18 protein-coding genes are annotated in these 22967 nt (G+C 66.1%); 11 read left to right on the top strand and 7 right to left on the bottom strand.

Annotated features, from left to right (window positions below):
- Window positions 1-84: 84 nt before the first annotated feature.
- The 3 genes from C4S70_RS04215 to putA are packed head-to-tail and all read right to left on the bottom strand — an operon-like array spanning window position 85 to window position 4667.
- Window positions 85-468 (bottom strand): GFA family protein, encoded by a 384-nt coding sequence (locus C4S70_RS04215; RefSeq protein ID WP_235003695.1) that lies wholly within the window; start codon window positions 466-468, stop codon window positions 85-87.
- A complete protein-coding gene (locus tag C4S70_RS04210; RefSeq protein ID WP_104006850.1) occupies window positions 465-1220 on the bottom strand; it encodes a rhomboid family intramembrane serine protease in 756 nt (251 codons plus the stop codon). The genes C4S70_RS04215 and C4S70_RS04210 overlap by 4 nt, the downstream gene beginning before the upstream one ends.
- A gap of 39 nt (window positions 1221-1259) precedes the next feature.
- Entirely contained in the window at window positions 1260-4667 is a 3408-nt protein-coding gene (gene putA / locus C4S70_RS04205) for a bifunctional proline dehydrogenase/L-glutamate gamma-semialdehyde dehydrogenase PutA (protein ID WP_104006982.1), read from the bottom strand.
- 126 nt (window positions 4668-4793) lie between these two features.
- Here putA and C4S70_RS04200 point away from each other — a divergent pair, with 126 nt between their 5' ends.
- On the top strand, window positions 4794-5267 hold the full coding sequence (locus tag C4S70_RS04200) for an Lrp/AsnC family transcriptional regulator (protein WP_104006849.1): 474 nt from the start codon (window positions 4794-4796) through the stop codon (window positions 5265-5267).
- Between the two features lie 28 nt (window positions 5268-5295).
- Here the strand turns inward: C4S70_RS04200 and C4S70_RS04195 are convergent, their stop codons facing one another.
- Complete coding sequence (locus C4S70_RS04195) at window positions 5296-6675, bottom strand: M20/M25/M40 family metallo-hydrolase (RefSeq protein ID WP_104006848.1); 1380 nt, start codon at window positions 6673-6675, stop codon at window positions 5296-5298.
- Between the two features lie 236 nt (window positions 6676-6911).
- Between C4S70_RS04195 and hemA the strand changes: the two genes are divergently transcribed.
- The 3 genes from hemA to ispG all read left to right on the top strand — a co-directional run bounded on the left by hemA (window position 6912) and on the right by ispG (window position 10685).
- Window positions 6912-8135: a 5-aminolevulinate synthase gene (gene hemA / locus C4S70_RS04190; protein ID WP_104006847.1), complete on the top strand. Its 1224-nt coding sequence runs from the start codon at window positions 6912-6914 to the stop codon at window positions 8133-8135.
- A gap of 129 nt (window positions 8136-8264) precedes the next feature.
- Window positions 8265-9473, top strand: a complete 1209-nt coding sequence (locus C4S70_RS04185; protein WP_104006846.1) for a helix-turn-helix domain-containing protein — start codon at window positions 8265-8267, stop codon at window positions 9471-9473.
- Window positions 9474-9563: 90 nt separating this feature from the next.
- Window positions 9564-10685 (top strand): flavodoxin-dependent (E)-4-hydroxy-3-methylbut-2-enyl-diphosphate synthase, encoded by a 1122-nt coding sequence (ispG, locus tag C4S70_RS04180; protein WP_104006845.1) that lies wholly within the window; start codon window positions 9564-9566, stop codon window positions 10683-10685.
- 27 nt (window positions 10686-10712) lie between these two features.
- On the opposite strand, the gene C4S70_RS04175 is transcribed toward ispG, so the two are convergent.
- Complete coding sequence (locus tag C4S70_RS04175; protein ID WP_104006844.1) at window positions 10713-11465, bottom strand: DsbA family protein; 753 nt, start codon at window positions 11463-11465, stop codon at window positions 10713-10715.
- Window positions 11462-12814 carry a M48 family metalloprotease gene (locus C4S70_RS04170; protein WP_200822721.1) on the bottom strand — a complete coding sequence of 451 codons (1353 nt, stop codon included), beginning with the start codon at window positions 12812-12814 and terminating at the stop codon, window positions 11462-11464. Before C4S70_RS04170 ends, C4S70_RS04175 begins: the two co-directional genes overlap by 4 nt.
- A 22-nt stretch (window positions 12815-12836) precedes the next feature.
- On the opposite strand from C4S70_RS04170, the gene C4S70_RS04165 reads away from it, so the two are divergent.
- The 6 genes from C4S70_RS04165 (at window position 12837) to C4S70_RS04140 (ending at window position 21556) form a co-directional block, all read left to right on the top strand.
- Window positions 12837-13982, top strand: a complete 1146-nt coding sequence (locus C4S70_RS04165; protein ID WP_104006980.1) for a pyridoxal phosphate-dependent aminotransferase — start codon at window positions 12837-12839, stop codon at window positions 13980-13982.
- Window positions 13983-14074: 92 nt separating this feature from the next.
- Complete coding sequence (locus C4S70_RS04160) at window positions 14075-15292, top strand: N-acetylmuramoyl-L-alanine amidase (protein WP_104006843.1); 1218 nt, start codon at window positions 14075-14077, stop codon at window positions 15290-15292.
- 102 nt (window positions 15293-15394) lie between these two features.
- The gene (locus C4S70_RS04155) at window positions 15395-17965 is read left to right on the top strand and encodes a penicillin-binding protein 1A (RefSeq protein ID WP_104006842.1); all 2571 of its coding nucleotides are present in this window, start codon (window positions 15395-15397) and stop codon (window positions 17963-17965) included.
- Between the two features lie 89 nt (window positions 17966-18054).
- Entirely contained in the window at window positions 18055-19182 is a 1128-nt protein-coding gene (prfB, locus tag C4S70_RS04150) for a peptide chain release factor 2 (protein WP_104006841.1), read from the top strand.
- Window positions 19183-19348: 166 nt separating this feature from the next.
- On the top strand, window positions 19349-20752 hold the full coding sequence (locus C4S70_RS04145; protein WP_104006840.1) for an amidase: 1404 nt from the start codon (window positions 19349-19351) through the stop codon (window positions 20750-20752).
- Between the two features lie 27 nt (window positions 20753-20779).
- On the top strand, window positions 20780-21556 hold the full coding sequence (locus C4S70_RS04140) for a DUF2189 domain-containing protein (protein WP_104006839.1): 777 nt from the start codon (window positions 20780-20782) through the stop codon (window positions 21554-21556).
- Between the two features lie 19 nt (window positions 21557-21575).
- Here the strand turns inward: C4S70_RS04140 and C4S70_RS04135 are convergent, their stop codons facing one another.
- Window positions 21576-22373, bottom strand: a complete 798-nt coding sequence (locus C4S70_RS04135) for a helix-turn-helix domain-containing protein (RefSeq protein ID WP_200822720.1) — start codon at window positions 22371-22373, stop codon at window positions 21576-21578.
- A 218-nt stretch (window positions 22374-22591) separates the two neighbouring features.
- On the opposite strand from C4S70_RS04135, the gene C4S70_RS04130 reads away from it, so the two are divergent.
- Window positions 22592-22954, top strand: coding sequence for a hypothetical protein (locus tag C4S70_RS04130; RefSeq protein ID WP_146064172.1), 363 nt, complete (start codon window positions 22592-22594; stop codon window positions 22952-22954).
- Window positions 22955-22967 lie beyond the last annotated feature (13 nt).

The following is a 22967-nucleotide window of genomic DNA, read 5'->3' as shown; positions in this document are numbered from 1 at the left end:
ATTTGGGGCAAGATGAAGATAAGGGGCTTTGGTGCCGGCCGACTGGCGTCCGGAGTCCGGGGCGCGTCCTTTGTGTGGTTCTCTTCAGCGGTCGCTGGGGTGGTTCACGCCATCGGTCCAGGGAACGGGGTCCAGGTCCCGCGGGTTAACGCCGTCGATGCAGCCTAGGTTGACGCCGCATTCCGCCCGGTCCGACCGGCGGCGGTGATGGGTGTAGATGCCGCATGTCTTGCAGAAATAGTGCTGCGCGGTGTGCGTGCCCCAGGTGTAGAGCGCCAGGTTGTCCGCGCCTTTCAGCACCTTGAGGGTTGCAGCGATGGCGGTGACGGCGGCCGCGCCGCGCCGGCGGCAGAAGGAGCAGTCGCAGTGCGTGGCCGAGGCCAGGCCTTGGGGCAGTTCGGCTTCGATCACCACGGCGCCGCAGTGGCATCGCGCGCGGCGGATTTCGGCAGTGTCGGGGGCGGTCAACGGCGCCACCTGTCGCGTGGCAGTTTCGGGATGCGGCTCGCGGTGATCCGGTATTCATGCGGGGGGTGGCGGGGATGGCCGCGCGTCCGATGCCAGAAATCGGGTCCGCCCAGGCGCAGCCAGTGGGGCAGGGTCAGGATCAGCCCCACCACGAAACCGCCGGTGTGGGCCCAGTAGGCCACGCCTCCGCGGTCGGGGTTGATGTTCACGCTGCCCATGAGTTGGAACAGGAACCACAGCCCCAGCATCAGCCAGGCGGGGACCGAGACGATCTGGATGAAGATGATGAGGATGATGAGAACGTCCACCCGCGCGCGAGGATAGAGCAGCAGGTATCCCCCCATGACGCCTGCGATCGCGCCCGAGGCGCCGACCGTGGGAACGGTGGAATAGGGGGCGACGATCACATGGATCAGGGCCGCGCCGATTCCGCAGGCCAGATAGAACAGCAGAAAACCGACATGGCCCATCTCGTCTTCGAGATTGTCGCCGAAGATCCACAGAAACAGCATGTTGCCCGCCAGGTGCATGAAGCCCGCGTGCAGGAACATCGACGTGAAGAGGGTCGCGTAGCCTTCGCCCATCGTGATGCGCCGGGGCACGATGCCGTATTCCATGAAGAACCAGGTCAGGGCGCGTTCGTCCGAAAACAGCCCGGAATAGCTCAGAAACACCAGGATGTTGGCGGCCAGGAGGCCGTAGACGACATAGGGCGTGCGCCCCGAGGGGTTGTGATCGCGGATCGGGAACATGGGGGCACGCTGGGCCGGTTTCGGCCCGGCGTCAAGGGGTCAGGCCAGCCCGCCCAGAAGCTGCGCGTTCCCGCCCGAGGCGGTGGTGTCCACGCAGACATGGCGTTCTCCCATCACGCGAGCGAGGTCGGGTTTGCCGGGGATCAGAGGGATGATCGGCCCGTCGCGGCGTGACAGCGCCCGTTCGATCGCCCGCGCGGTGGCGGCATCGCCCCACCAGAGCACGCCCGAAATGCCGTCGATCCGCTCCAGCCGGTCGGGGTCGATCATGCCCGTGGCGGGAATGGCCTGACCGCCCATTTCCCGCACCACGCCGGCCTGTTCGGTCACCGCGCGCGGTCCGGGGCCAAGGCAGAGCAGCGGGGCGCGCGGGATCAGGCCGAGACGGTTGGATTCGCCGGTCGGCCCCGGCATGGAGCGCACGCGCGGGCGGGCCGGTTCGCCGGTGGGGGCGGGCAGGTTGGACATCGTGCCGTCCCAGGAGGCATCGACGTGCTGCCGGTCTGGGGCGCAGAAGCGGGGCATGTAGTGCGGCCCGCCGGCCTTTGGCCCGGTGCCGGAAAGCCCTTCGCCGCCGAAGGGCTGCGAACCGACGATGGCGCCGATCTGGTTGCGGTTGACGTAGATGTTGCCGGCGTGGACGCGTTCGGTGACGTGCTGCACGCGGTCGTCGATGCGGGTGTGCAGGCCGAAGGTCAGGCCATAGCCGGTGGCGTTGATCGTGTCGATCACGCGGTCCAGATCGGCGGCCTTGAAACGCGCGACGTGCAGGACCGGGCCGAAGATCTCGCGCTCCAGAGCCTCGATTCCCGGCACCTCGATCAGGGTCGGGCCGACGAACAATCCGGCATTGGGTGTCGGCAGTTCCTTGAGTACACGGCCTTCGGCGCGGGCTTGGGTGACATGGGCCATGATGCCGGCGCGGGCCTCTTCGTCGATCACCGGGCCCACATCGGTTGACAGATGCCACGGGTCGCCCAGCCGAAGCACATCCATCGCGCCCATGAGCATCTCCAGCACGTCGTCGGCCACGTCCTCCTGCAGGTAGAGACAGCGCAGCGCCGAACACCGCTGGCCCGCGGACTGAAAGGCGCTTTCGATGATGGATTGCACCGCCTGTTCGGGCAGGGCGGTCGAATCCACGATCATCGCGTTCAGCCCGCCGGTTTCCGCAATCAGCGGCGCGCCGGGTTCGAGGTTGTCGGCCATCGACGCGCGGATCAGTTTCGCGGTCTCGGTCGAACCGGTGAAGGCCACCCCGTTCACGCGCGCATCCGACGTCAGCGCCGCGCCCACGCGGCCGTCGCCCGGCAGCAGTTGCAGCACCTCGCGCGGCACCCCAGCCTCATGCATGAGCTGCACCGCGCGGTGCGCGATCAGCGGGGTCTGTTCGGCGGGTTTGGCCAGCACCGCGTTGCCCGTGGCCAGCGCCGCCGAGACCTGACCGGTGAAGATCGCCAGCGGAAAGTTCCAGGGGCTGATGCAGGAAAAGGTGCCCGCCGGCGCGCCATCGGGGATGTTGGCGGCATAGTAGCGCAGGAAATCCACTGCCTCGCGCAGCTCGGCCACCGCATCCACCAGGTTCTTGCCCGCCTCGCGCGCGACCAGGGCGAAGAATTCGCCGAAATGCGCCTCGTAGAGGTCGGCCGCCCGGTTCAGCACCTGCGCGCGGGTCGCGGCATCGGCCTTCCACGGACGCGCGGCGGCCAGCGCGGTTTCGATGTCGGCCGCACTGGCAAAGGCGACCGTGCCGGGGCTGTCCTCGGGGCGGGCGGGGTTGGCCACGGGTTGCGGCGCCTCGGGCGCGGCCGTGCCGGCGATCAGCGGCGCGGCCTGCCAGCAGTGGGCATGGAACGGTTCGCGCGCGGCGTCGATCTCCTCCAGCGTCGGCGTGTGGTGCAGGTCGAAGCCATGCGAGTTGCGGCGCTCGGGCAGGAAGAGTTCGGCGCCGGTGGGGATCTTTTTCGCGGGTTCGTCGAGCTTTTCGAACGGATCGGCGGCGACCACCTCTGGCGGCACGCTTTCGTCCACGATCTGGTTGACGAAGGACGAGTTCGCGCCGTTTTCCAGCAGCCGCCGCACCAGATAGGCCAGCAGGTCACGATGCGCGCCCACTGGCGCGTAGATGCGGCAGCGGGTGCCGTGGCGGTCGTGCACGATATCATGCAGGGTTTCGCCCATGCCATGCAGGCGCTGGAATTCGAACGGGATGTCCTGCCCGGCCTCGCGTACCATGTGCAGGATCGCACAGACGGTATGGGCGTTGTGGGTGGCGAATTGCGGATAGATCCGGTCGGCAAGGCCCAACAGCTTGCGCGCATTGGCGATGTAGGACACGTCGCTGGCCGCCTTGCGGGTAAACACCGGAAAGCCGTCCATGCCCGCGACCTGCGCGCGCTTGATCTCGGTGTCCCAGTAGGCGCCCTTGACCAGCCGCACCATGATGCGCCGATCATGGCGCCGGGCCATGTCGTAAAGCGCATCGATCACCGTGCCGGCGCGCTGGCCATAGGCCTGCACCACGATACCGAAACCGTCCCAGCCGGACAGCGCAGGTTCGGCCATCACCGCCTCGATCACCTCGAGCGACAGCGCCAGCCGGTCGGCCTCTTCGGCGTCCACGTTCAGCCCCATGCCGGCGGCCTTGGCCAGCAGCGCCAGCGCCCGCAGCCGCGGCACGAGTTCGTCCATCACCCGGTCGCGCTGGGCCACCTCATAGCGCGGATGCAGCGCCGACAGCTTGACCGAGATGCCGGGATTGTCGCGGATGTCGTCGCGGGTGCAGGCCTCGGCGATGGCCGAAATTGCCCGCGAATAGGCCAGATGATAGCGCGCGGCGTCGGCCTCGGTGCGGGCGGCCTCGCCCAGCATGTCGTAGGAATAGGTGTAGCCTTTCGCCTCCATCCCCGCAGCGCGTTTCATTGCCGCGTCGATCGTTTCGCCCAGCACGAACTGGCGCCCCATCTCCTTCATGGCGCGGCCCACGGCGGTGCGGATCACCGGCTCGCCCACGCGCTTGATCGCCGCCCGCAGCACCTGCGCGGGTCCGGGCGCGTCGTCGTCCAGCACCTTGCCGGTCAGCATCAGCGCCCAGGTCGAGGCGTTGACCAGCGGCGAGGAGGACTTGCCGATATGCCGACCCCAGTCGGATGGGGCGATCTTGTCCTCGATCAGCGCGTCGATGGTGTCGGCATCGGGCACGCGCAGCAGCGCCTCGGCCAGGCACATCAGCGCCACGCCTTCGTCGGTGGAAAGCCCGTATTCGGCGAGAAACACCTCCATCAGCCCCGGTGCGGTCGAGCCGCGGATGTCGCGCACCAGCTGCGCGGCCTCGGCGCAGATCGCGGCGCGGTCCTGCGGCGACAACGCGGCCTGATCGACCAGCCGGGCGATCACGGCCTTCTCGTCGGCATAGGTTTCCGCGTCGATCCGGTGGCGAAGGGTCATGTCGTTCATCGTCATCCCCGTGCAGAAGTCGTTTGTCAGAGTATATCGCGGATCATTCGGGACAATCGCCCGAATTTGGTCTATTCAAGGTCCAACGATCTGAATGATTGACGAAATGAGGTTCAAATGGACTTTCCCGGCCTTGACCGTTTCGACAGCGCGATTCTGACGGTTCTGTCCGAGGATGGGCGCATATCGATCGCCGATCTCGCCCGTCGGATCGGCCTGTCGAAATCCCCCACCCAGGCGCGGCTGCGCCGGCTCGAGGCCGAAGGCTACATCACCGGTTATCGCGCGTTGATCGACCCGATCCGGCTGGGTCTGGATCTGGTGGCCTTTGTCGAGGTGCGCCTGCAGGACACGCGCGAGGCCGCGCTGGCAGAGTTCAACGCGGCGGTGGCGAAAGTGGGCGAGATCGAGCAGGTGCACATGATCGCCGGCAATTTCGACTATCTGATGAAGGTGCGGACCCGGTCGATGTCGGATTACCGCCGCGTCCTGGCCGAAAAGGTTTCGACCCTGCCGCATGTGGCCTCGACCTCGACCTATGTCGCCATGCAGGCGGTCAAGGAAGGCGGGCCGCTGGAGAAGGTGGGGTAGGGCGGGGACATCCGCCCCGCCCGCGCCGTCAGGCGTTGCGCGTCAGCGCGTCCAGCACCCGCGCCCAGCTGCGGATGCCCTTGTGAAAGCTTTCCAGGTCGTATTTCTCGTTCGGGCTGTGGATGTTGTCGTCATCCTTGCCGAACCCGATCAGCAGCGCATCGGTGCCCAGAAGCTCCTTGAAATAGCCCGCGATCGGGATCGACCCTCCGCAGCCGACATAAGCCGCCTCGTCCGGCCATTCGTCGCTGAGCGCGCGGCGGGCCTTTTCAAACGCGGGAGCCTCCACCGACATCTGCGAGGCGGGCGAGCCCTTTTCGGTGCGATATTCGACGGTAAAGCCCGGCGGCAGGCTGGATTCGAGATAGTCGCGGAAGCTCTTCCGGATGGCCTCGGGATCCTGCGTGCCGACCAGGCGGAAGCTCAGCTTGGCGCTGGCTTTGCTGGGCAGGACGGTCTTGAACCCGTCGCCGGTATAGCCGCCCCAGATGCCATTCACGTCACAGGTTGGCCGCGACCAGATCATCTCGAGCGGCGTGCGCCCCTTTTCCCCGGCGGGCTCCTTCAGCCCCACATCGCCCAGGAACTTTTCGGCGTCAAAGCCCAGCCGGTTCCACTGTTCCAGGATCTCGGGGGGCGTTTCGGGCACGCCGTCATAGAAACCAGGCAGCGTGATGCGGCCGGTTTCGTCATGCAGGCCGGCAAGGATGCGGGCCAGCACGTTGATCGGGTTCGCGGCGATGCCGCCATACATGCCCGAATGCAGGTCGCGGTCGGGGCCGGTGATGGTGAAATCCTCGGCCAGAAGCCCGCGCAGCATGGTGGTGATCGCGGGCACGCGGGATTCGAAAAGTCCCGTATCGCAAATCAGCGCGAGGTCCGATTTCAGCTCTTCGGCGTTCTCCTGCATGAACGGCACCAGCGAGGGCGAGCCCGATTCCTCTTCGCCCTCGAAGAAAAAGGTGAGTCGGCAGGGCAGTTTTCCATGCACCTCCTTCCACGCCCGGCAGGCTTCGACAAAGGTCATCAGCTGTCCCTTGTCGTCGCTGGCCCCGCGCCCGCGGATCACCTTGCCCTGCGGCGTGTCCTCGATCGCGGGATCGAACGGATCGCGGTCCCACAGCTCCAGCGGGTCCACCGGCTGCACGTCGTAATGGCCATAGAACAGCAGGTGCGGCCCGTCGCCGTCGATATGGCCCACCACCATCGGGTGGCCGGGAGTCGGGCGCTTTTTCGCATCGATTCCAAAGGATTGCAGGTCGCGCACCAGCCAGTCCGCGGCACAGTCGCACTGCGCCTTGTAGGCCGGATCGGTCGAGATCGACGGGATGCGCAACAGCTCCAGCAGCCGGTCGGTAGCGGCCGGCAGCTCCGCGTCGATTTTCGCCAGAACGTCGTCGAGATTCATGTGGTTCTCCGCAGGACCGGATGATAGATCGGGCCGAACCTAGCAGGGCGCCCGCCGCTGTCCAGTCCGCTTGATCCAGATCAAGGCTGCGACCATGGGACACCTTCTATGGAGTTGATGGAAACGCGCATCTGAAATATGCATTCCCGATCAAGAATGCGTGGGGCGCCGAAACAGGGCTTGGCGTCTGTGATAAACTCGCAGCCAGATGGCCCGGGACAGGACTGGAGGAATCGGTGGACTATACCGCGAAACTCGATGAAGCGTTGAACCGTCTCCACGAGGAAGGCCGCTATCGCACCTTCATCGACATCGAACGCGAACGCGGGCATTTCCCCCACGCGATGTGGACCCGTCCCGACGGCACGCAGACCCGGATCACCGTGTGGTGCGGCAACGACTATCTGGGCATGGGCCAGCACCCGGCGGTGCTGCAGGCAATGCACGAGGCGCTGGACGCCACCGGCGCGGGCTCGGGCGGCACGCGCAACATTTCCGGCACCACGGTCTATCACAAGCGGCTGGAGGCCGAGCTGGCCGATCTGCACGGGAAAGAGGCGGCACTGCTCTTTACCAGCGCCTACATCGCCAATGACGCGACGCTCAGCACCCTGCCCAAGCTGTTTCCCGGCCTCATCATCTATTCCGACGAGCTGAACCACGCTTCGATGATCGAGGGCATCCGCCGCAATGGCGGGGCCAAGCGGATCTTCCGCCACAACGACGTGGCGCATCTGCGCGAGCTGCTGGAGGCCGACGACCCGGCCGCGCCCAAGCTGATCGCCTTTGAATCGGTCTATTCGATGGATGGCGACTTCGGACCCATAGAGGCGATCTGCGATCTGGCCGACGAGTTCGGCGCGCTGACCTATCTGGACGAGGTGCACGCGGTCGGCATGTATGGCCCGCGCGGCGGCGGCGTGTCCGAACGCGACCGGCTGGCCCATCGCATCGACATCATCAACGGCACGCTGGGCAAGGCGTTTGGCGTGCATGGCGGATATATCGCGGCTTCGGCCAAGATGGTGGATGCGGTGCGGTCCTATGCGCCCGGCTTCATCTTCACCACCTCGCTGCCGCCGGTGGTCGCTGCCGGTGCGGCGGCCTCGGTCGCCTGGCTGAAGCGGCACCCCGAGCTTCGCCAGAAACACCAGGAACAGGCAAAGATCCTCAAGACCCGGCTGAAGGGGCTTGGGTTGCCGATCATCGATCACGGGTCGCATATCGTTCCGGTGATCGTGGGCGACCCGGTGCACACCAAGAAGATCTCGGACATGCTGCTGGAAAGTTACGGGATCTATGCGCAGCCGATCAACTTCCCGACGGTTCCGCGCGGCACCGAAAGGTTGCGCTTCACGCCTTCGCCCGTGCACGGGCCCGACGAAATCGACCGTCTGGTGCGGGCGATGGACGAGTTGTGGTCGCATTGTGCGCTGAATCGTGCCGAATTGAGCGCCTGACAAGCTGCTGATATGCAAATCACTTGCGCTGTGTTACCGTGTCCTCAATAACACGGTGCAAGCGAGAATCGTGGTGGGGCGATTGCCAGTGCCGTGAGCGGGGCACAACGGGCACTATGGGGCAGCGGGATGATTGGGCGCAGGTTCCAGCGCAAGGTCGAAGAAGAACACCAGGTCGGACCAAAGGGCTTCGACGACTACGAGGTGCGCCTGGGCGACCTGATGCGCGGCGAACGCGCCACGATGGGCAAATCCCTTCTGGACGTGCAGCGGGATCTGCGGATCAAGGCAAGCTACATCGCCGCGATCGAGAATGCCGACCATTCCGCCTTTGACACGCCCGGTTTCGTTGCGGGTTATGTGCGATCCTATGCGCGCTATCTGGGCATGGATCCCGACGAGACCTTCCAGACATTCTGCCGCGAAAGCGGCTTCGTCCCGCCCACCGGGGGCGCTCTGCAACCGTCTGCGTCGCGCAGCAAGTCCACCGTCGCGACAGGGGGGGGCAAGGGTGCGGCCAAAGCCGATCCGCTGCTGTCCGCCCGAACGACCTTCGTGCCGGAACCCGAGAGCCTTCTGGATCGGATCGAACCCCGCGCGATCGGATCCCTGCTGGTGCTTCTGGCCCTGATCTCGGGGATCGGCTATGGCGGCTGGACCGTTCTGAAAGAGATCCAGCAGGTGCAGTTCGAACCCGTCGAACAGGCGCCGGTGGTTCTGGCGGATCTGGATCCGCTGGACGCGGCCACCGCGGGCGTGACCGAGGGCACGGAAGACCCGGCCCGCGCCGAGTCGCTGGATCGTCTCTATCGCCCGCAGGCGCTGGACGTTCCGGTTCTGGTGTCGCGGGATGCGCCGATTTCCACGCTGGACCCGCGCGAGGTGGGCATTTTCCGCGCGCCCGATCTGCCAAAGGTGGACCCGGTTTCGGATTCTGGCCGGGTGGCCGCCGTGGAAGAGGGTGCCCAGTCCGTGCCGCAGGTGGTGGAAACGGCGGCGCCCGTGCTTCAGATGGTTGCCGTGCGCCCGTCCTGGGTTCGGGTGCGCGCGACGGATGGGACCGTGATCTTCGAAGGGATCATGGAAAGCGGGCAGACCTACGACGTGCCGATAACCGAAGAGCCGCCCGTGCTGCGGGCCGGGGAATCGGGAGCGATCTATTTCGCGGTGAACGGCACGCATTATGGCCCCGTGGGGCAACCGGGCACCGTGACGTCGAACCTGCCGCTGTCGATCGAGGCGGTGACCGAACGGTTCCAGCTGGCCGATCTGGAACAGGACCGTGACTTGGCCCGGCTGGTGGCCGAGGCGAAAATCGACCCCGCGCCCGCCGAGTGATGCGCCGCGTGACCCGCCCGCCATTGCGGCCGGCCGGGCAGGGGCGTATCTAGGCGGCAATACGCAACGCTCCTTGGACAGGTCCATTCCATGTCGCATTCCCAGTTGCGCCCCTGGCGCACCATCGAACGCCGCAAGTCGCGCCGGATCATGGTCGGCAGCGTGCCGGTCGGCGGTGACGCGCCGATCGCGGTGCAGACCATGACCAACACCCCTACCACGGATGTCGCTGCGACCGTGGCGCAGGTGCAGGCGGCGGTCGAGGCGGGCGCCGACCTGGTGCGGGTGTCCGTCCCGGACGAGGCCTCGGCGCGGGCGCTGCGCGAAATCGTGCGCGAAAGCCCGGTGCCGATCATCGCCGACATCCATTTCCACTATCGCCGCGGCATCGAGGCAGCCGAGGCGGGTGCGGCCTGCCTGCGCATCAATCCGGGCAATATCGGCGATGAATCCCGCGTGCGCGAGGTGATCGCGGCGGCGCGCGACCACGGCTGTTCGATCCGTATCGGCGTGAACGCGGGCAGCCTGGAGAAGCACCTGCTGGAAAAATACGGGGAGCCCTGCCCCGAGGCGATGGTGGAATCGGGGCTCGATCACATCCGCATCCTCGAGGATCACGACTTTCACGACTACAAGATCAGCGTGAAGGCCTCAGACGTGTTTCTGGCGGCGGCGGCCTATCACGGCATCGCCGAGGCCACCGACGCGCCGATCCATCTGGGCATCACCGAGGCGGGCGGGCTCGTTTCGGGCACGATCAAGAGCGCGATCGGCCTGGGCAGCCTGCTCTGGGCCGGGATCGGTGACACGATCCGCGTGTCTCTCAGCGCCGATCCGGTGGAAGAGGTCAAGGTCGGCTTCGAGATCCTGAAGTCGCTGGGCCTGCGGCATCGCGGGGTCAACATCATCTCGTGCCCATCCTGTGCGCGGCAGGGCTTCGACGTGATCGCCACCGTCGAAGAACTGGAACGCCGGCTGGCGCATATCCACACGCCGATGAGCCTGAGCATCATCGGCTGCGTGGTGAACGGCCCGGGCGAAGCTCTGATGACCGATGTGGGCTTTACCGGCGGCGGGGCCGGGGCCGGCATGGTCTATCTGGCCGGCAAGCAGAGCCACAAGATTTCCAATGCCGAGATGATCGAACACATCGTCGAACAGGTCGAGAAAAAGGCCGCCGAAATCGAAGCGGCCAAAGAGAAGGACGCATAGGCCGGCCGCGCGGCCGGCGCGGGCGGCTCAGCCGCCGGCGCGGACCTCATCCACCAGTTCCTGCATCTGTTCCGCGGGAAGATAGCCGCGCAGGATCTGGTCGCCCAGGATGAAGGTCGGCGTGCCCGAGATCTTGAGCGCGCGGGCCAGCGCGTGGTTCTTGGCGATCACCTGCGTGACCTCGTCGCTGTCCATGTGTTCCATGATCGCGTCGGTATCCAGCCCCAGCCCGTCGCCCAGCCGGCGCAGGGCGACATCGGTCACCTCGCCCTTGAACGCGATCAGCGCCTCGTGGACCTGTTGATAGGCTTCGTATCCCAGCAGCTGATGGGCGGCGATGGCAAAGCGCGAGGACTTGACCGAAGCGTCGCCGAGGATCGGATACTCCTTGACGATCAGCCGGATGTTCCCGTCCGACGACAGCAGCGCATCGACTTCGGACGCGGCCTTGCGGCAATAGCCGCAGCGGTAATCCATGAACTCGACCAGCGTGACGTCGCCTTCGGGATTGCCGCCGACCCAGGAATAGCCGTCGTTGAAGATCGCGTCGGCGTAGCCCTTGATCATCTCGCGGTCGGCATGGGCCTCGGCCGCGGCCTGTTTCTGTTCCAGCAGGTTGATCGCCTCGATCAGCACCTCGGGGTTGTCCAGCAGATAGGCGCGCACCTCGTCGCGGAAGGCCTGCCGCTCGGCATCGGTCATGTTGGTCAGGTCCAGCGCGGCAACCGGGCCGGTCGCGAGCGCCAGCGCCAGAGCGGCGGCAGAGGCAAGACGGATCATCGTTTCTTCCTTTTCCCGTATCGTTCAGAAGCCAAAAGCACATCATTGGCCCGTTGCCAACCGGCCGAGCCTTCGGGCAGCAGCGCAACCGCCCGGCGGGCGTGGATGCCGGCATCTTCCAGCCGGCCCTGCGATGCATAGCGTTCCGCCGTGACTGCGGCCGCCATGCCGGTCTGGCCGGTCCTTGCATAGGCAATCGACATGTCGCGCAGCAGCCGCGGATCGCGCCCGTCGCGCAGGCGGGCCTTTTCCATGACCTCCAGAGCATCGCGCGGATGCCCCGCCGCCAGCAGCGCCCGCCCGAACCCGGCAAGGATCTGCGGGTTGCCCGGCGCGAGCGTCTGCGCCGTCCGGTAGGCGGCCAGCGCCTCGGCCCATTTCCGGTGCTCCATCAGGATCTGGCCCTTGAGGTCGAAATAGAACGGATCCTCGGGCCGCGCCGCGATCGCCGCGTCGACCCCGCGCAGGGCGGCGGACAGATCGCGCTGGCGGTGATGGGCCACCGCAAGACGCATCGCACGGACATCGGTAAAGCGCTCCTGCTCGACCCGCCGCATGGTCCATTTTGGCGATCTGCGAAAGGCCGAAAGCTTCCCCTGCACCCGCGCGAACCAGTAATCCGCGTCGGGGTTCGCGGCGGGCGCGTCGCCGTTCGCCGCGACATAGGCCTGCGCGGCGCGGATCCGGTCGCGGGTCAGGGGGTGCGACTGCATGTAGGGATCCTGGCGGCTGACGTTCAAAACCTCCTGACCGTGGAACAACTCGTGCAGGCGCGCCATGCCGCGGGGATCGGCGCCGGCCGATCGCATGTAGGCAAGCGCCGAACGGTCGGCCGAGGCTTCCTCGGCCCGGGTGTGCATCAGAAAGGACCGCAGCGCCGAGGAGGACGTGCCCACTGCGATCCCGCCGGCCGCCTGCCCGCCCCCGGCCGCGGCCGCCGCGACCGCCAGCGCCATGCCCAGCCCCGCCATGCCGCGCGCGGCGCGCAGGTTGTTCAGGCGCCGCACGATGTGGCCGTTCGCGATATGCGCTGCCTCGTGCGCGATCACCGCCTGAAGAGTGGCGGGATCCCTGACCTTCAGGATCAGGCCCGAATGCAGGTAGATCGCCCTGTTGTCCACCACGAAGGCGTTGAGCGAGCTGTCGTCGATTACCAGCACCCGCACACGGCGCGGGTTAAGCCCCGACGCCTGCAACACGCCGCTGGCCAGTTGCGTCAGCCCGTGTTCGATGTCGGCATCCCGCAGCATGGTGACCGCCGCCGAAGGCACGGCCGAGGCCGCCCACGCGACGAAGGCAAGGATCACGCCTGGGATTGACGCCGGGCTACGGATGGGCACAAAAGCCATGCGCGCACCATGGGAGATCAATATGCGAAACTCAACCCGGTCCGAAGTCGATCCCTTCATTGTGATGGACGTGATGGAGGCCGCGTGCCGCGCCGAGGAATCTGGCCGCCGGATCATCCACATGGAGGTCGGCCAGCCCGGAACCGGCGCGCCGAAGGGAGCGGTGCAGGCGGTGCGCGAGGCGCTGGACGCCGACGCGCTGGGCTATACGGTCGCGCTGGGCCTGCCCGCCCTGCGCAGGCGCATCGCGCGGCTTTATGCTGACTGGTATGGTGTGGACCTGAACCCCGAGCGGGTGATCGTCACGTCGGGCTCTTCGGGGGCCTTCCTGCTGGCCTTCACCGCGCTGTTCGATACCGGCGACCGGGTGGGGATCGGCGCGCCGGGCTATCCCTCCTACCGCCAGATCCTCAGGGCGCTGGGGCTGACCCCGGTGGATCTGCCCACAGCGCCCGAGAACCGCTATCAGCCGGTGCCGGAGGATTTCGCCGGGCTGGATCTGGCGGGGCTGATGGTCGCCTCGCCCGCCAACCCCACCGGCACGATGCTGGACCGTGACGCCATGCGCGCACTGGTCGAGGCCTGCGCCGATGCCGGCACCGCCTTCATCAGCGACGAGATCTATCACGGGCTGGAATACGGAAAAAAGGCGGTGACGGCGCTCGAGATCACCGACGACTGCTATGTGATCAACTCGTTCTCCAAGTATTTCAGCATGACCGGCTGGCGCGTGGGGTGGATGGTGGTGCCCGAGGACCACGTCCGCATCGTCGAGCGGCTGGCGCAGAACATGTTCATCTGCGCCCCCCATGTGGGGCAGGTGGCGGCGCTGGCGGCGATGGACTGCGCCGACGAACTGCAGGCCAATGTCGAGGTCTACCGCCGCAACCGCGAATTGATGCTGGAGGGGCTGCCCAAGGCCGGCTTCGGCAGGATTGCGCCGCCCGACGGGGCGTTCTATGTCTATGCAGACGTGTCGGACCTGACCGATGACAGCCGCGCCTTTGCCGCCGAGATCCTCGAACAGGCCGGCGTGGCGGTGACGCCGGGGCTCGATTTCGACCCCGCGCGCGGCCACACCACGCTGCGGTTTTCCTATGCCCGCTCGACCGAGGACATCGAGGAAGGTCTGCAACGGCTCGCGCGTTTCATGCAGGCGCGGGGCTGAGGCTTGCATCGCCCGCCGCGCCCGGTATCCTTGCCGCAAAGGGCCGCGGACAAGGCCGCCGACTAAAGGCCGCTGAGGCAGGATTCATGGCAATGCGCAGGCTTCTTTTTCTTCTGGTTCTGCTCCTGGTCGCGCCGGCGGCGACGGCGCAGGGCTTCAGCGGTCTTGCGCGGATCGATGCCGACGGCAGCCGGATTGCCGATCTGGACAAAGGCCTGCGGGTCGAACTGGGGCTGAGCGTCGGCGTGCCCTGGCGCCTGTTCACGCTGGACGGGCCGCCGCGGCTGGTGATGGACTTTCAGGAGGTGGACTGGACCGGGCTGGACGCGGAGCGTCTGGCGCGGGCCGAGCGGGTGAAGTCGGTGCAATTCGGCGCCTACCGGCCGGGATGGTCGCGGATGGTCATCGAACTGGCCGCGCCGCTGGGCGTCGATCAGGCGGGAATGCGGGTGGACCCGGTGACCGGCGCGGCGCGGCTGGCCATCGATCTATCGCCGCGCTCGGCGCAGGAGTTTGCCGCCGAGGCCGGCGCCCCTCGCGATCCGCGATGGGATCTGCCCGAGCCCGCGGCGATCCCGCGCGGGTATGCGGACCGCGGCCCGGACGGCCCGTTGCGGGTCGTGATCGATCCCGGTCATGGCGGTATCGATCCGGGCGCGGAAAGGGGCGCGATCGCCGAAAAGGCGCTGACGTTGGCCTTTGCCCGGCAGCTGCGCGAAGAGCTGCTGCGCGACGACCGGTTCGAGGTGGTGCTGACGCGGGACGCCGACTATTTCGTTTCGCTCGAACGACGGGTCGAGATCGCGCATCAGGCCGGGGCGGACGTCTTTCTGTCGATCCACGCCGATTCGCTGTCCGAAGGGCTGGCGCACGGCGCCACGGTGCATGTGCTGGCGCATGAGGCGTCCGATGCGGCCAGTGCCAGGCTCGCCGAGCGTCACGACCGCGACGACCTGCTGGCCGGCGCGGATCTGAGCGGCGCGGACGACCGTGTGACCGACGTGCTGCTGGATCTTGCCCGGCAGGAAACCCAGCCCCGGACCGAGGCCCTGGCCCGCGCGCTGATCGACGGCATGACCCAGGTGGGCGGGCCGATCAACCGCAAACCGCTGCGCTGGGCGGCGTTCTCGGTGCTCAAGGCCGCCGACATTCCCTCGGTCCTGATCGAGATCGGGTTCATGTCCAGCCCGCGCGACCTGAAGAACCTGCAGGATGCCGAATGGCGGGCTCGGCTGGCACGCGGCATCCGCAACGGTCTGATCGCCTGGCGCGAGGACGATCTGGGGCGCAAACCTCTGGTGCGGAAATAACTGGCTGGCTGGCGGCATCCCGCGCGGCGCGGTTTCGTGTTTTGACCATCGCCGCCGCTGCCCCTATATAGCCCGCACCACACCAGCAGAGGCCAGTGCCAGTTGATCCGGTTCATCCTCAACATCTTCGGGGCGATTTTCAGCTTTGTCACGCTGAGCATCTTCATGGTGGCCGTGCTGATCGGCGGCATCTTCTGGATGTACAGCCGCGACCTGCCCAGCCACGAATCGCTGGCCCAGTATCAGCCGCCGATGATCAGCCGGGTGTTTTCCGGCGAAGGCCACCTGATGGACGAATTCGCCAAGGAACGCCGCCTGTTTACGCCGACCGAGGAAATCCCCGATCTGGTCAAGCACGCGTTCATCTCGGCCGAGGACAAGAACTTCTACCAGCACCACGGCTATGACACGCGCGGCATTGCCGCCGCGATCTACGAGGCGGTCCGATCGCGCGGGCGCAACGTGCGGGGGGCATCGACCATCACGCAGCAGGTGATGAAGAACTTCCTGCTGTCGGGCGACCGCAAGATCGAGCGCAAGATCAAGGAAATCATCCTGGCCGCGCGGCTGGAGGAAACGTTGCCCAAGGAAAAGATCCTCGAACTCTATCTGAACGAGATCTTTCTGGGTCAGAACTCCTATGGCGTGACGGCCGCCGCACAGACCTATTTCAACAAGACGCTGGACGAACTGGCCCCGCACGAGGCAGCGACGCTGGCCTCGTTGCCCAAGGCGCCGTCGGACTATCACCCGGTGCGTCGCAAGGATCGGCTGCTGGCGCGGCGCAACTACGTGCTGCGCGAGATGTATCAGAACGGCTACCTCTCCAAGGAGGTGTATGAAAAGGAAATCCAGGCGCCGCTGAAGACCGTTCAGAACGGTGACTATCCGTCATTCCGCGCCTCTCTGCCGCCGCGCGACTATTTCACCGACGAGATCCGCCGTCAGCTGGCGCAGTCGGACGAATATATCGGGCAGAAGGGTGAGGAGGGGTTCTTTACCGGCGGCTACACCGTCCGCGCCACCATCGACGAGGAGATGCAGGCCGCCGCCGCGCTGGCGCTGCGCAGGCAGCTTGAGGCCTATGACCGCAAGCAGGGGCGCTGGCGCGGCACGGGCAAGACGATCCCGGCCGACAAGCTGATCTCCGAGGAAAGCTGGCGTAAGGCGCTGGCTGAGGTGGACGTGCCGCGGGACGTGGTGCTGCCGACACGGTGGTATCCTGCCGTTGTTCTGGAGGTCGGCAAGAACGATGCCCGCATCGGCATCGAGGACGTGCCCGAGGATGCCGACGGCCACTGGATCCCGGCCAAGGACGTGCAATGGGCACGCAAGGTCGGCCCCGACGGCAAGCCGGGCAAAAAGGCCCGCGTGGCCGGCGATCTGCTGTCGGTGGGCGACGTGGTGCTTGTGCGCAAGGTGACCAGCGACAAGGACGGCTCTTTCATCCGGTGGAGCCTGCGGCAGATCCCCGAAATCCAGGGCGCCTTTGTTGCGATGGACGTGCATACCGGCCGCGTGCTGGCGATGCAGGGTGGCTTTTCCTACCAGGCGTCGGTGTTCAACCGCGCCACCCAGGCCAAGCGGCAGCCGGGGTCGAACTTCAAGCCCTTCGTCTATGCCGCGGCGCTGGACAGCGGCTATTCGCCCGCGACCATCGTGATCGACGCGCCGATCGAGATCGACACGCCGCAGGGCCTGTGGCGGCCGCAGAATGCGTCGAACAAGTTTTACGGCCCCACGCCGCTGCGGACGGGCATCGAACAGTCGCGCAACGTGATGACGATCCGACTGGCGCAGGAGGTCGGCATGCCGGTGATCGCGGGCTATGCCGAGCGGTTCGGCGTCTATGACCACCTTGGCCCCTATCTGGCCAATGCACTGGGGGCGCAGGAAACCACGCCCTATCGGATCGTGTCCGCCTATGCCATGTTCGCCAATGGCGGCGAGCGGGTCCATCCCACGCTGATCGACCGGATCCAGGACCGCTATGGCCGCACTGTCTATCGCCACGACAGGCGCAAGTGTCTGGACTGCGAGTCCGAAACGCTGGGGCCGCGCCAGTTGCCCCGGATCGAGAGCCACCGCGAACGGGTCATCGACGCCATCACCGCCTACCAGATCACCTCGATGATGGAGGGGGTGATCAAGCGCGGCACGGCGGCGGGGCGGATCAACCTGCCGGTTCCCGTGGCCGGCAAGACCGGAACCACCAACGATGCACGCGACGTGTGGTTTACCGGGTTCACCTCGAACATCGTGGCGACCTGCTACATGGGCTATGACCAGCCGCGGCCGCTGGGGCGGGGGGCCTATGGCGCGTCGATGTGCGGCCCGGTGTTCCAGAGCTTCATGGAAAAGGCGGTGGCGAAATATGGCGGCGGGCCGTTCCGGGTGCCGCCCGGCGGGCAGTTCATCAAGATCGACCGGTTCACCGGCGCGCGGCTGCCGGACGATGCCTCTGGTCCCAACGTGGTGGCGGAATATTTCCGCGCCGGCGAAGAGCCGATCTTCGGCCTGACCGTGGATGGCGGCTTTGCCATGGGCTCGAACCTGCCGTTGTTCGAAGAGGTGACGACCTCGGGGCAGCAGGTGCGTAAGTCCACTGGCGAGACCACGACCGTCGGTCCCAAGGCGAATTTCGGAACCGTCAGTTCGGGCGGGCTCTACTGACCGTTTTCCCCGGCCGGGCCGCAGCCGCTTGCCGGTTGCGGCGGGCTGGTCTATCAGACGCAACACGAACCCGATTTGCAGGATATCCCATGCGCGCCGAGACGCAGAACATCGTTGCCGAGATCGAGAAATCGCTGAGCCTTCTGGCGCAGCGCATGAATCGCGAGACGGCGCAGCACCGGCTTGAGGAGTTCAACGCGCGGGTCGAGGATCCGGGGCTCTGGGACGACCCGGAGGCGGCGCAGAAGCTGATGCGCGAACGCCAAGCCCTGGTGGATGCCATCGAGACCTACGATTCGATCGAGCGCGAGCTGCGCGACAATGTCGAGCTGATCGAACTGGGCGAGATGGAGGGCGACGACGAGGTCGTGGCCGAGGCTGAGGCGGCGCTGGCCGCGCTGAAGGAGAAGGCCGCGCAGAAGGAGCTGGAGGCGCTGCTGGACGGCGAGGCGGACGCCAACGACGCCTATCTGGAGATCCATGCCGGGGCGGGCGGCACCGAAAGCTGCGACTGGGCGGCGATGCTGGCGCGCATGTATGTGCGCTGGGCCGAGAAGCACGGCTACAAGGTCGAGCTTCAGGAAGAAACCCCCGGCGAAGAGGCCGGGATCAAATCGGCGACCTACAAGGTTTCCGGCCACAACGCCTATGGCTGGTTGAAGTCGGAAAGCGGCGTGCATCGGCTGGTGCGGATCTCGCCCTATGACAGTTCGGCCCGGCGGCACACGTCGTTTTCTTCGGTCTGGGTCTATCCGGTGGTGGACGACAATATCGAGATCGAGGTGAACCCGGCGGATATACGCATCGACACGTACCGGTCTTCGGGCGCGGGCGGGCAGCACGTGAACACCACCGATTCGGCGGTGCGGATCACGCACCTGCCCACGGGTATCGTCGTCACCAGTTCCGAGAAGTCGCAGCACCAGAACCGCGACATCGCCATGAAGGCGCTGAAGTCGCGGCTGTATCAGCTGGAGCTGGACAAGCGGAACGCGGAAATCAACGCCCAGCACGAGGCCAAGGGTGAAGCCGGCTGGGGCAACCAGATCCGGTCCTATGTGCTGCAGCCCTATCAGATGGTGAAGGATCTGCGCACCGGCTATGAGACCTCGGACACCAAGGGCGTTCTTGATGGGGATCTCGACGGGTTCATGGCTGCGACGCTGGCGATGCAGGTATCGGGCAAGAGCCGGGCCGAGGCGCAGGCCGAGGAATAGGTGGCCCCGAATCGGCGCTGCGCGCCGATGCCTCCGGCGGGGGTATTTGCGACCAGAAAGAAGCAAGGGCGCGGGGTGGCGGCGCCACGGGCACAGCGGCGAATCGTTGCTTTTCCTGAAAAGATGAGGCCGTTAGGCTGCTTTTCGAGGAGCAACGGGAGGCCCCATGTCCGAGGAACTGACGCGGAAGTCCGCGGCGGAGTTGCTGGCGGATCTGTCCGCGCGGCAATTGAGCGCGGCGGAGATGATGCAGGCTACGCTGGCGCGCATCGAGGCGGTCAATGGCGCGGTCAACGCGGTCGTGGCCCTTCGCGATCCAGAGGTGCTGATGGAGGAGGCGCGCGCGGCGGACGACGGGCCTGTGCGCGGGCCGTTGCATGGGCTTCCGATTGCGGTGAAGGATCTGGTCAACGTGGCCGGGATTCGGTCCACCCAAGGGTCCCCGATCCTGCGGGATTTCGTGCCCGGGCGTGACGATCTGATCGCGGCGCGGATGCGGGCGGCGGGCGCGATCCTGATCGGCAAGACCAACGTGCCGGAGTTCGGGTTGGGGTCGCACACGTTCAACCCGGTCTATGGCGCCACGCGCAATCCGTACGATCCGCCACTGTCCTGCGGGGGATCGTCCGGGGGCGCGGCGGTGGCGCTGGCCACGGGGATGGTGGCGCTGGCGGATGGATCGGACATGATGGGCAGCCTGCGCAATCCGGCGGCGTGGAACAACGTCTATGGGTTCCGTCCAAGCTGGGGCCGGGTGCCGTCCGAGCCGATGGGCGATACCTTTCTGCATCAGCTGGCGACATTGGGGCCCATGGCGCGCAGCCCGGAGGATCTGGGGATTCTGCTGGACGTGATCTCGGGGCCCGACCCGCGTCAGCCGCATGGGATCGAGGCCGCGCCTGTCGCGCCGGTGCGGCCTGCGGACCTGCGGGGCAGACGGATCGGCTGGCTGGGCGATTGGGGCGGGGCGTTTCCCATGGAAGCGGGGATCCTCGATCAATGCCTGGGCGCGCTGCGGGTGATGGAGGAACTGGGCTGGGTGGTCGAACCGGTCGAGCCGCCCTTTGACGCCGAGGCCATGTGGGAGAGCTGGATCACGCTGCGGTCCTGGTCCGTGGCGGCGGGGCTCGCGCCGCTGGCGGACAGGCGGGATCAGTTGAAGGACAGCGCGCGGTGGGAACTGGACCGGGGGCTGGCGATGAGCGCGATGGAGGTGCATCGTGCCTCGGTGATCCGGTCGGACTGGTTCCGGCGCGCGGCGGAGTTGTTCGATGCGTTCGATGCGCTGGTCCTGCCCGCCGCACAGGTGTGGCCGTTCGACGTGGATCTGCCCTGGCCGACAGAGATCGCTGGACGGGCGATGGATACCTATCACCGCTGGATGCAGGTCGTGGTGCCGGTCAGCCTGATCGGTCTGCCATGCCTGGCCGCGCCTGCCGGGTTCGGGAAGAACGGGCTGCCGATGGGCGTCCAGATGTTCGGCCGCCGGGGGAGCGACGCCGATCTTCTGGCGATCGGGGCGGCTTGGCACGAAGCGACGGGCTGGCCGCAGCGGAGGCCGGCGATGTAGCCGCGACAATAGGAAGGAGACGACAGGATGGCTAGACAGAGGGAGTTCGGGGTGCCCGATCTGCGCCCCATGACCTTTTCAATTCTGGGAGAGGCGCTGCGTCAGGGGTGGCGCGATTTCCGCCGCCAGCCGCGCTGCGGGCTGGTGTTTTCGGCGTTCTACGTTCTGGCTGGTTGGGCGATGACCTGGATCACGGTGCAGACCAGCACGACCTTCTGGCTGGTTCTTGCGGCGATCGGCTTTCCGCTGATCGGCCCGTTTGCGGCGGTGGGCATGTATGAGGTGTCGCGCCGTCTCGAATGGGGCGAGGATACGCGGTTTTCCGAGATCATGGGCTGCGTGTTCCGGCAGAGCAAGCGCCAGCTGCCGTCGCTGTCGGCAGTGATCGGGGTGGTGTTCCTGTTTTGGTTTTTCCTCGGCCACATGATCTTTGCGCTGTTCCTGGGTCTTGCGACCATGACCAACATTTCTTCGTCCTTCGAGGTGTTCCTGACGATGAACGGCCTGTTGATGCTGGTCGTGGGCGGGGCCGTCGGCGCGGGATTCGCGCTGCTGCTTTACATGATAACCGTCATGGCGGTGCCGCTGTTGCTGGATCGCGAGGTGGATTTCGTCACCGCGATGATCGCCAGCTTTCAGTATGTGCTGAACAACCCCGTGCCGATGCTGGCCTGGGCGGTGTTGCTGGCCGGCGCGACCTTTCTGGCGATGATCCCCGCCTTTCTGGGGTTGCTGGTGGTCCTGCCGGTTCTGGGCCATGCGTCCTGGCACCTTTACCGGATCGTGTCGCGCCCGCCGGGTTGACCCCGGCGGGGCCGGTCGTTCAGCGGAACGGTTCCCCCACCTGCAACTGTCCGCGCACGTAAAGGGTCAGATCCTCGGCCGACTTGAAGCCGGCGTCGTGGGCCGCTGCCAGCGCCTGGCCAAGGTCGTGACCGAGATGTTCATAGACCATCCGCGTCACCCGCGTGCTCGACACGCTTTCGCGGACGGTGCGCGTGACGTAGCCGACCCAGTAATTGTTGTCGAACGAGGCCGCCCGGCTGAGATAGTTGAACGAACACGTCATCGCCTTGCGGTGGGAAATCATCAGGGCCACGCCATCCTCGAGCCGCATGACGAAGCCCCGGAATTCGCGCGCCTCCGGAGTCGTGGGCAGACCCTGAAGCCGCATACCGCTTTTCGGTTCATAGCCGCGGACATAGGTCGCGCCGCCTTCGCGAAAAACGAAGACAAGTCCGGTGATGAACCGGTCGGCGTTGAGAAAGCTCTGGCGAAAGAACCTGTAGAAGCCGCTGGGAAACTGGTCTTCGGTCAGGGTGTTGATCCCTTCGCCCAGAAAGTCCTTTAGAAACGGGTTGCTCAGGGCGGCGTTGGGCGTTTCGATTTCGCCTACCGGCTCCAGAAGGATCCGCGCGTCCACCCCGAAGAAGGTGCAGATCCGGTCCAGAACGTCCGGGCGCGGAAAGCTCTCTCCTGACAGGTAACGGTTGAACTGCGTCCGGTTGATGCCAAGTTGGCGCGTCAGTTCGGAAATCGACGGGTACTGCCTGGACAGTTCCCGCAGGTTTGCTCCGAACATGTTGCGCAATTCGGCCGGCGATCGTTTTTCCTTTTTCATTTATTGTTCCTCGCTCCCATCCCCAAAGCGCCACATTCCGGGTGTTGTCTCCAATTCTTGTCGAGTGACGCTATTTGGCGTCATGCATGACGCCAAATCATGTCGGGAGGCTATGTGAGCCGACACAAATTGCAAGCCTTCGACGCGAAATTAACCATGTTTGAACGCAACGATTCGGAGCAACTATAAGAAAAACAACGAGTTGGGACGGGATGGACATGTTCGGAGTAGTTCTCTGGAGCGACAGAAAGGACAACAAGGCGGTCATCTGGTGCGAGGACCACGGTGATCTGGCCTTTTACCGGCCTTGCTGCGAAGAGGCGGGTGTTTCGCTGGATACCGGGGATTGGGTCCAGTTCGACCTGACCACGGAACGCGACATGCGCTTAGCTCACAATCCGCGGTTGGTGGCCGAAGGGGCCTATGCCGGGATCGCGGACGTGCTGGGCCGGGGCGAGGGGGACACGACAGATACCACCACCACTCACGGGCGGGACGGCGTGGCCGAGGTCATTCCGTTCCGCCCGGTACGGTCCCGAACAAAAAGGGGCGCGTCCTCGGCGCACCCCATGCTGGCCTGAAGCGGTCAGGTTC

The organism is Jhaorihella thermophila, assembly GCF_900108275.1.
In the GTDB taxonomy this organism is placed as follows: domain Bacteria; phylum Pseudomonadota; class Alphaproteobacteria; order Rhodobacterales; family Rhodobacteraceae; genus Jhaorihella; species Jhaorihella thermophila.
This window is presented reverse-complemented; position numbering and strand designations above follow the sequence as displayed.

What these genes read in the sequence shown, in the direction of transcription:
- C4S70_RS04145 (WP_104006840.1), top strand. Translation starts at nt 19,349, where the DNA reads ATGTCCGAGGAACTGACGCGGAAGTCCGCGGCGGAGTTGCTGGCGGAT.
- C4S70_RS04185 (WP_104006846.1), top strand. Translation starts at nt 8,265, where the DNA reads ATGATTGGGCGCAGGTTCCAGCGCAAGGTCGAAGAAGAACACCAGGTC.
- C4S70_RS04170 (WP_200822721.1), bottom strand. Translation starts at nt 12,814, where the DNA reads ATGGCTTTTGTGCCCATCCGTAGCCCGGCGTCAATCCCAGGCGTGATC.
- C4S70_RS04130 (WP_146064172.1), top strand. Translation starts at nt 22,592, where the DNA reads ATGTTCGGAGTAGTTCTCTGGAGCGACAGAAAGGACAACAAGGCGGTC.
- C4S70_RS04135 (WP_200822720.1), bottom strand. Translation starts at nt 22,373, where the DNA reads ATGAAAAAGGAAAAACGATCGCCGGCCGAATTGCGCAACATGTTCGGA.
- C4S70_RS04175 (WP_104006844.1), bottom strand. Translation starts at nt 11,465, where the DNA reads ATGATCCGTCTTGCCTCTGCCGCCGCTCTGGCGCTGGCGCTCGCGACC.
- C4S70_RS04140 (WP_104006839.1), top strand. Translation starts at nt 20,780, where the DNA reads ATGGCTAGACAGAGGGAGTTCGGGGTGCCCGATCTGCGCCCCATGACC.
- C4S70_RS04165 (WP_104006980.1), top strand. Translation starts at nt 12,837, where the DNA reads ATGCGAAACTCAACCCGGTCCGAAGTCGATCCCTTCATTGTGATGGAC.
- C4S70_RS04195 (WP_104006848.1), bottom strand. Translation starts at nt 6,675, where the DNA reads ATGAATCTCGACGACGTTCTGGCGAAAATCGACGCGGAGCTGCCGGCC.
- ispG (WP_104006845.1), top strand. Translation starts at nt 9,564, where the DNA reads ATGTCGCATTCCCAGTTGCGCCCCTGGCGCACCATCGAACGCCGCAAG.
- C4S70_RS04210 (WP_104006850.1), bottom strand. Translation starts at nt 1,220, where the DNA reads ATGTTCCCGATCCGCGATCACAACCCCTCGGGGCGCACGCCCTATGTC.
- C4S70_RS04200 (WP_104006849.1), top strand. Translation starts at nt 4,794, where the DNA reads ATGGACTTTCCCGGCCTTGACCGTTTCGACAGCGCGATTCTGACGGTT.
- putA (WP_104006982.1), bottom strand. Translation starts at nt 4,667, where the DNA reads ATGACCCTTCGCCACCGGATCGACGCGGAAACCTATGCCGACGAGAAG.
- prfB (WP_104006841.1), top strand. Translation starts at nt 18,055, where the DNA reads ATGCGCGCCGAGACGCAGAACATCGTTGCCGAGATCGAGAAATCGCTG.
- C4S70_RS04160 (WP_104006843.1), top strand. Translation starts at nt 14,075, where the DNA reads ATGCGCAGGCTTCTTTTTCTTCTGGTTCTGCTCCTGGTCGCGCCGGCG.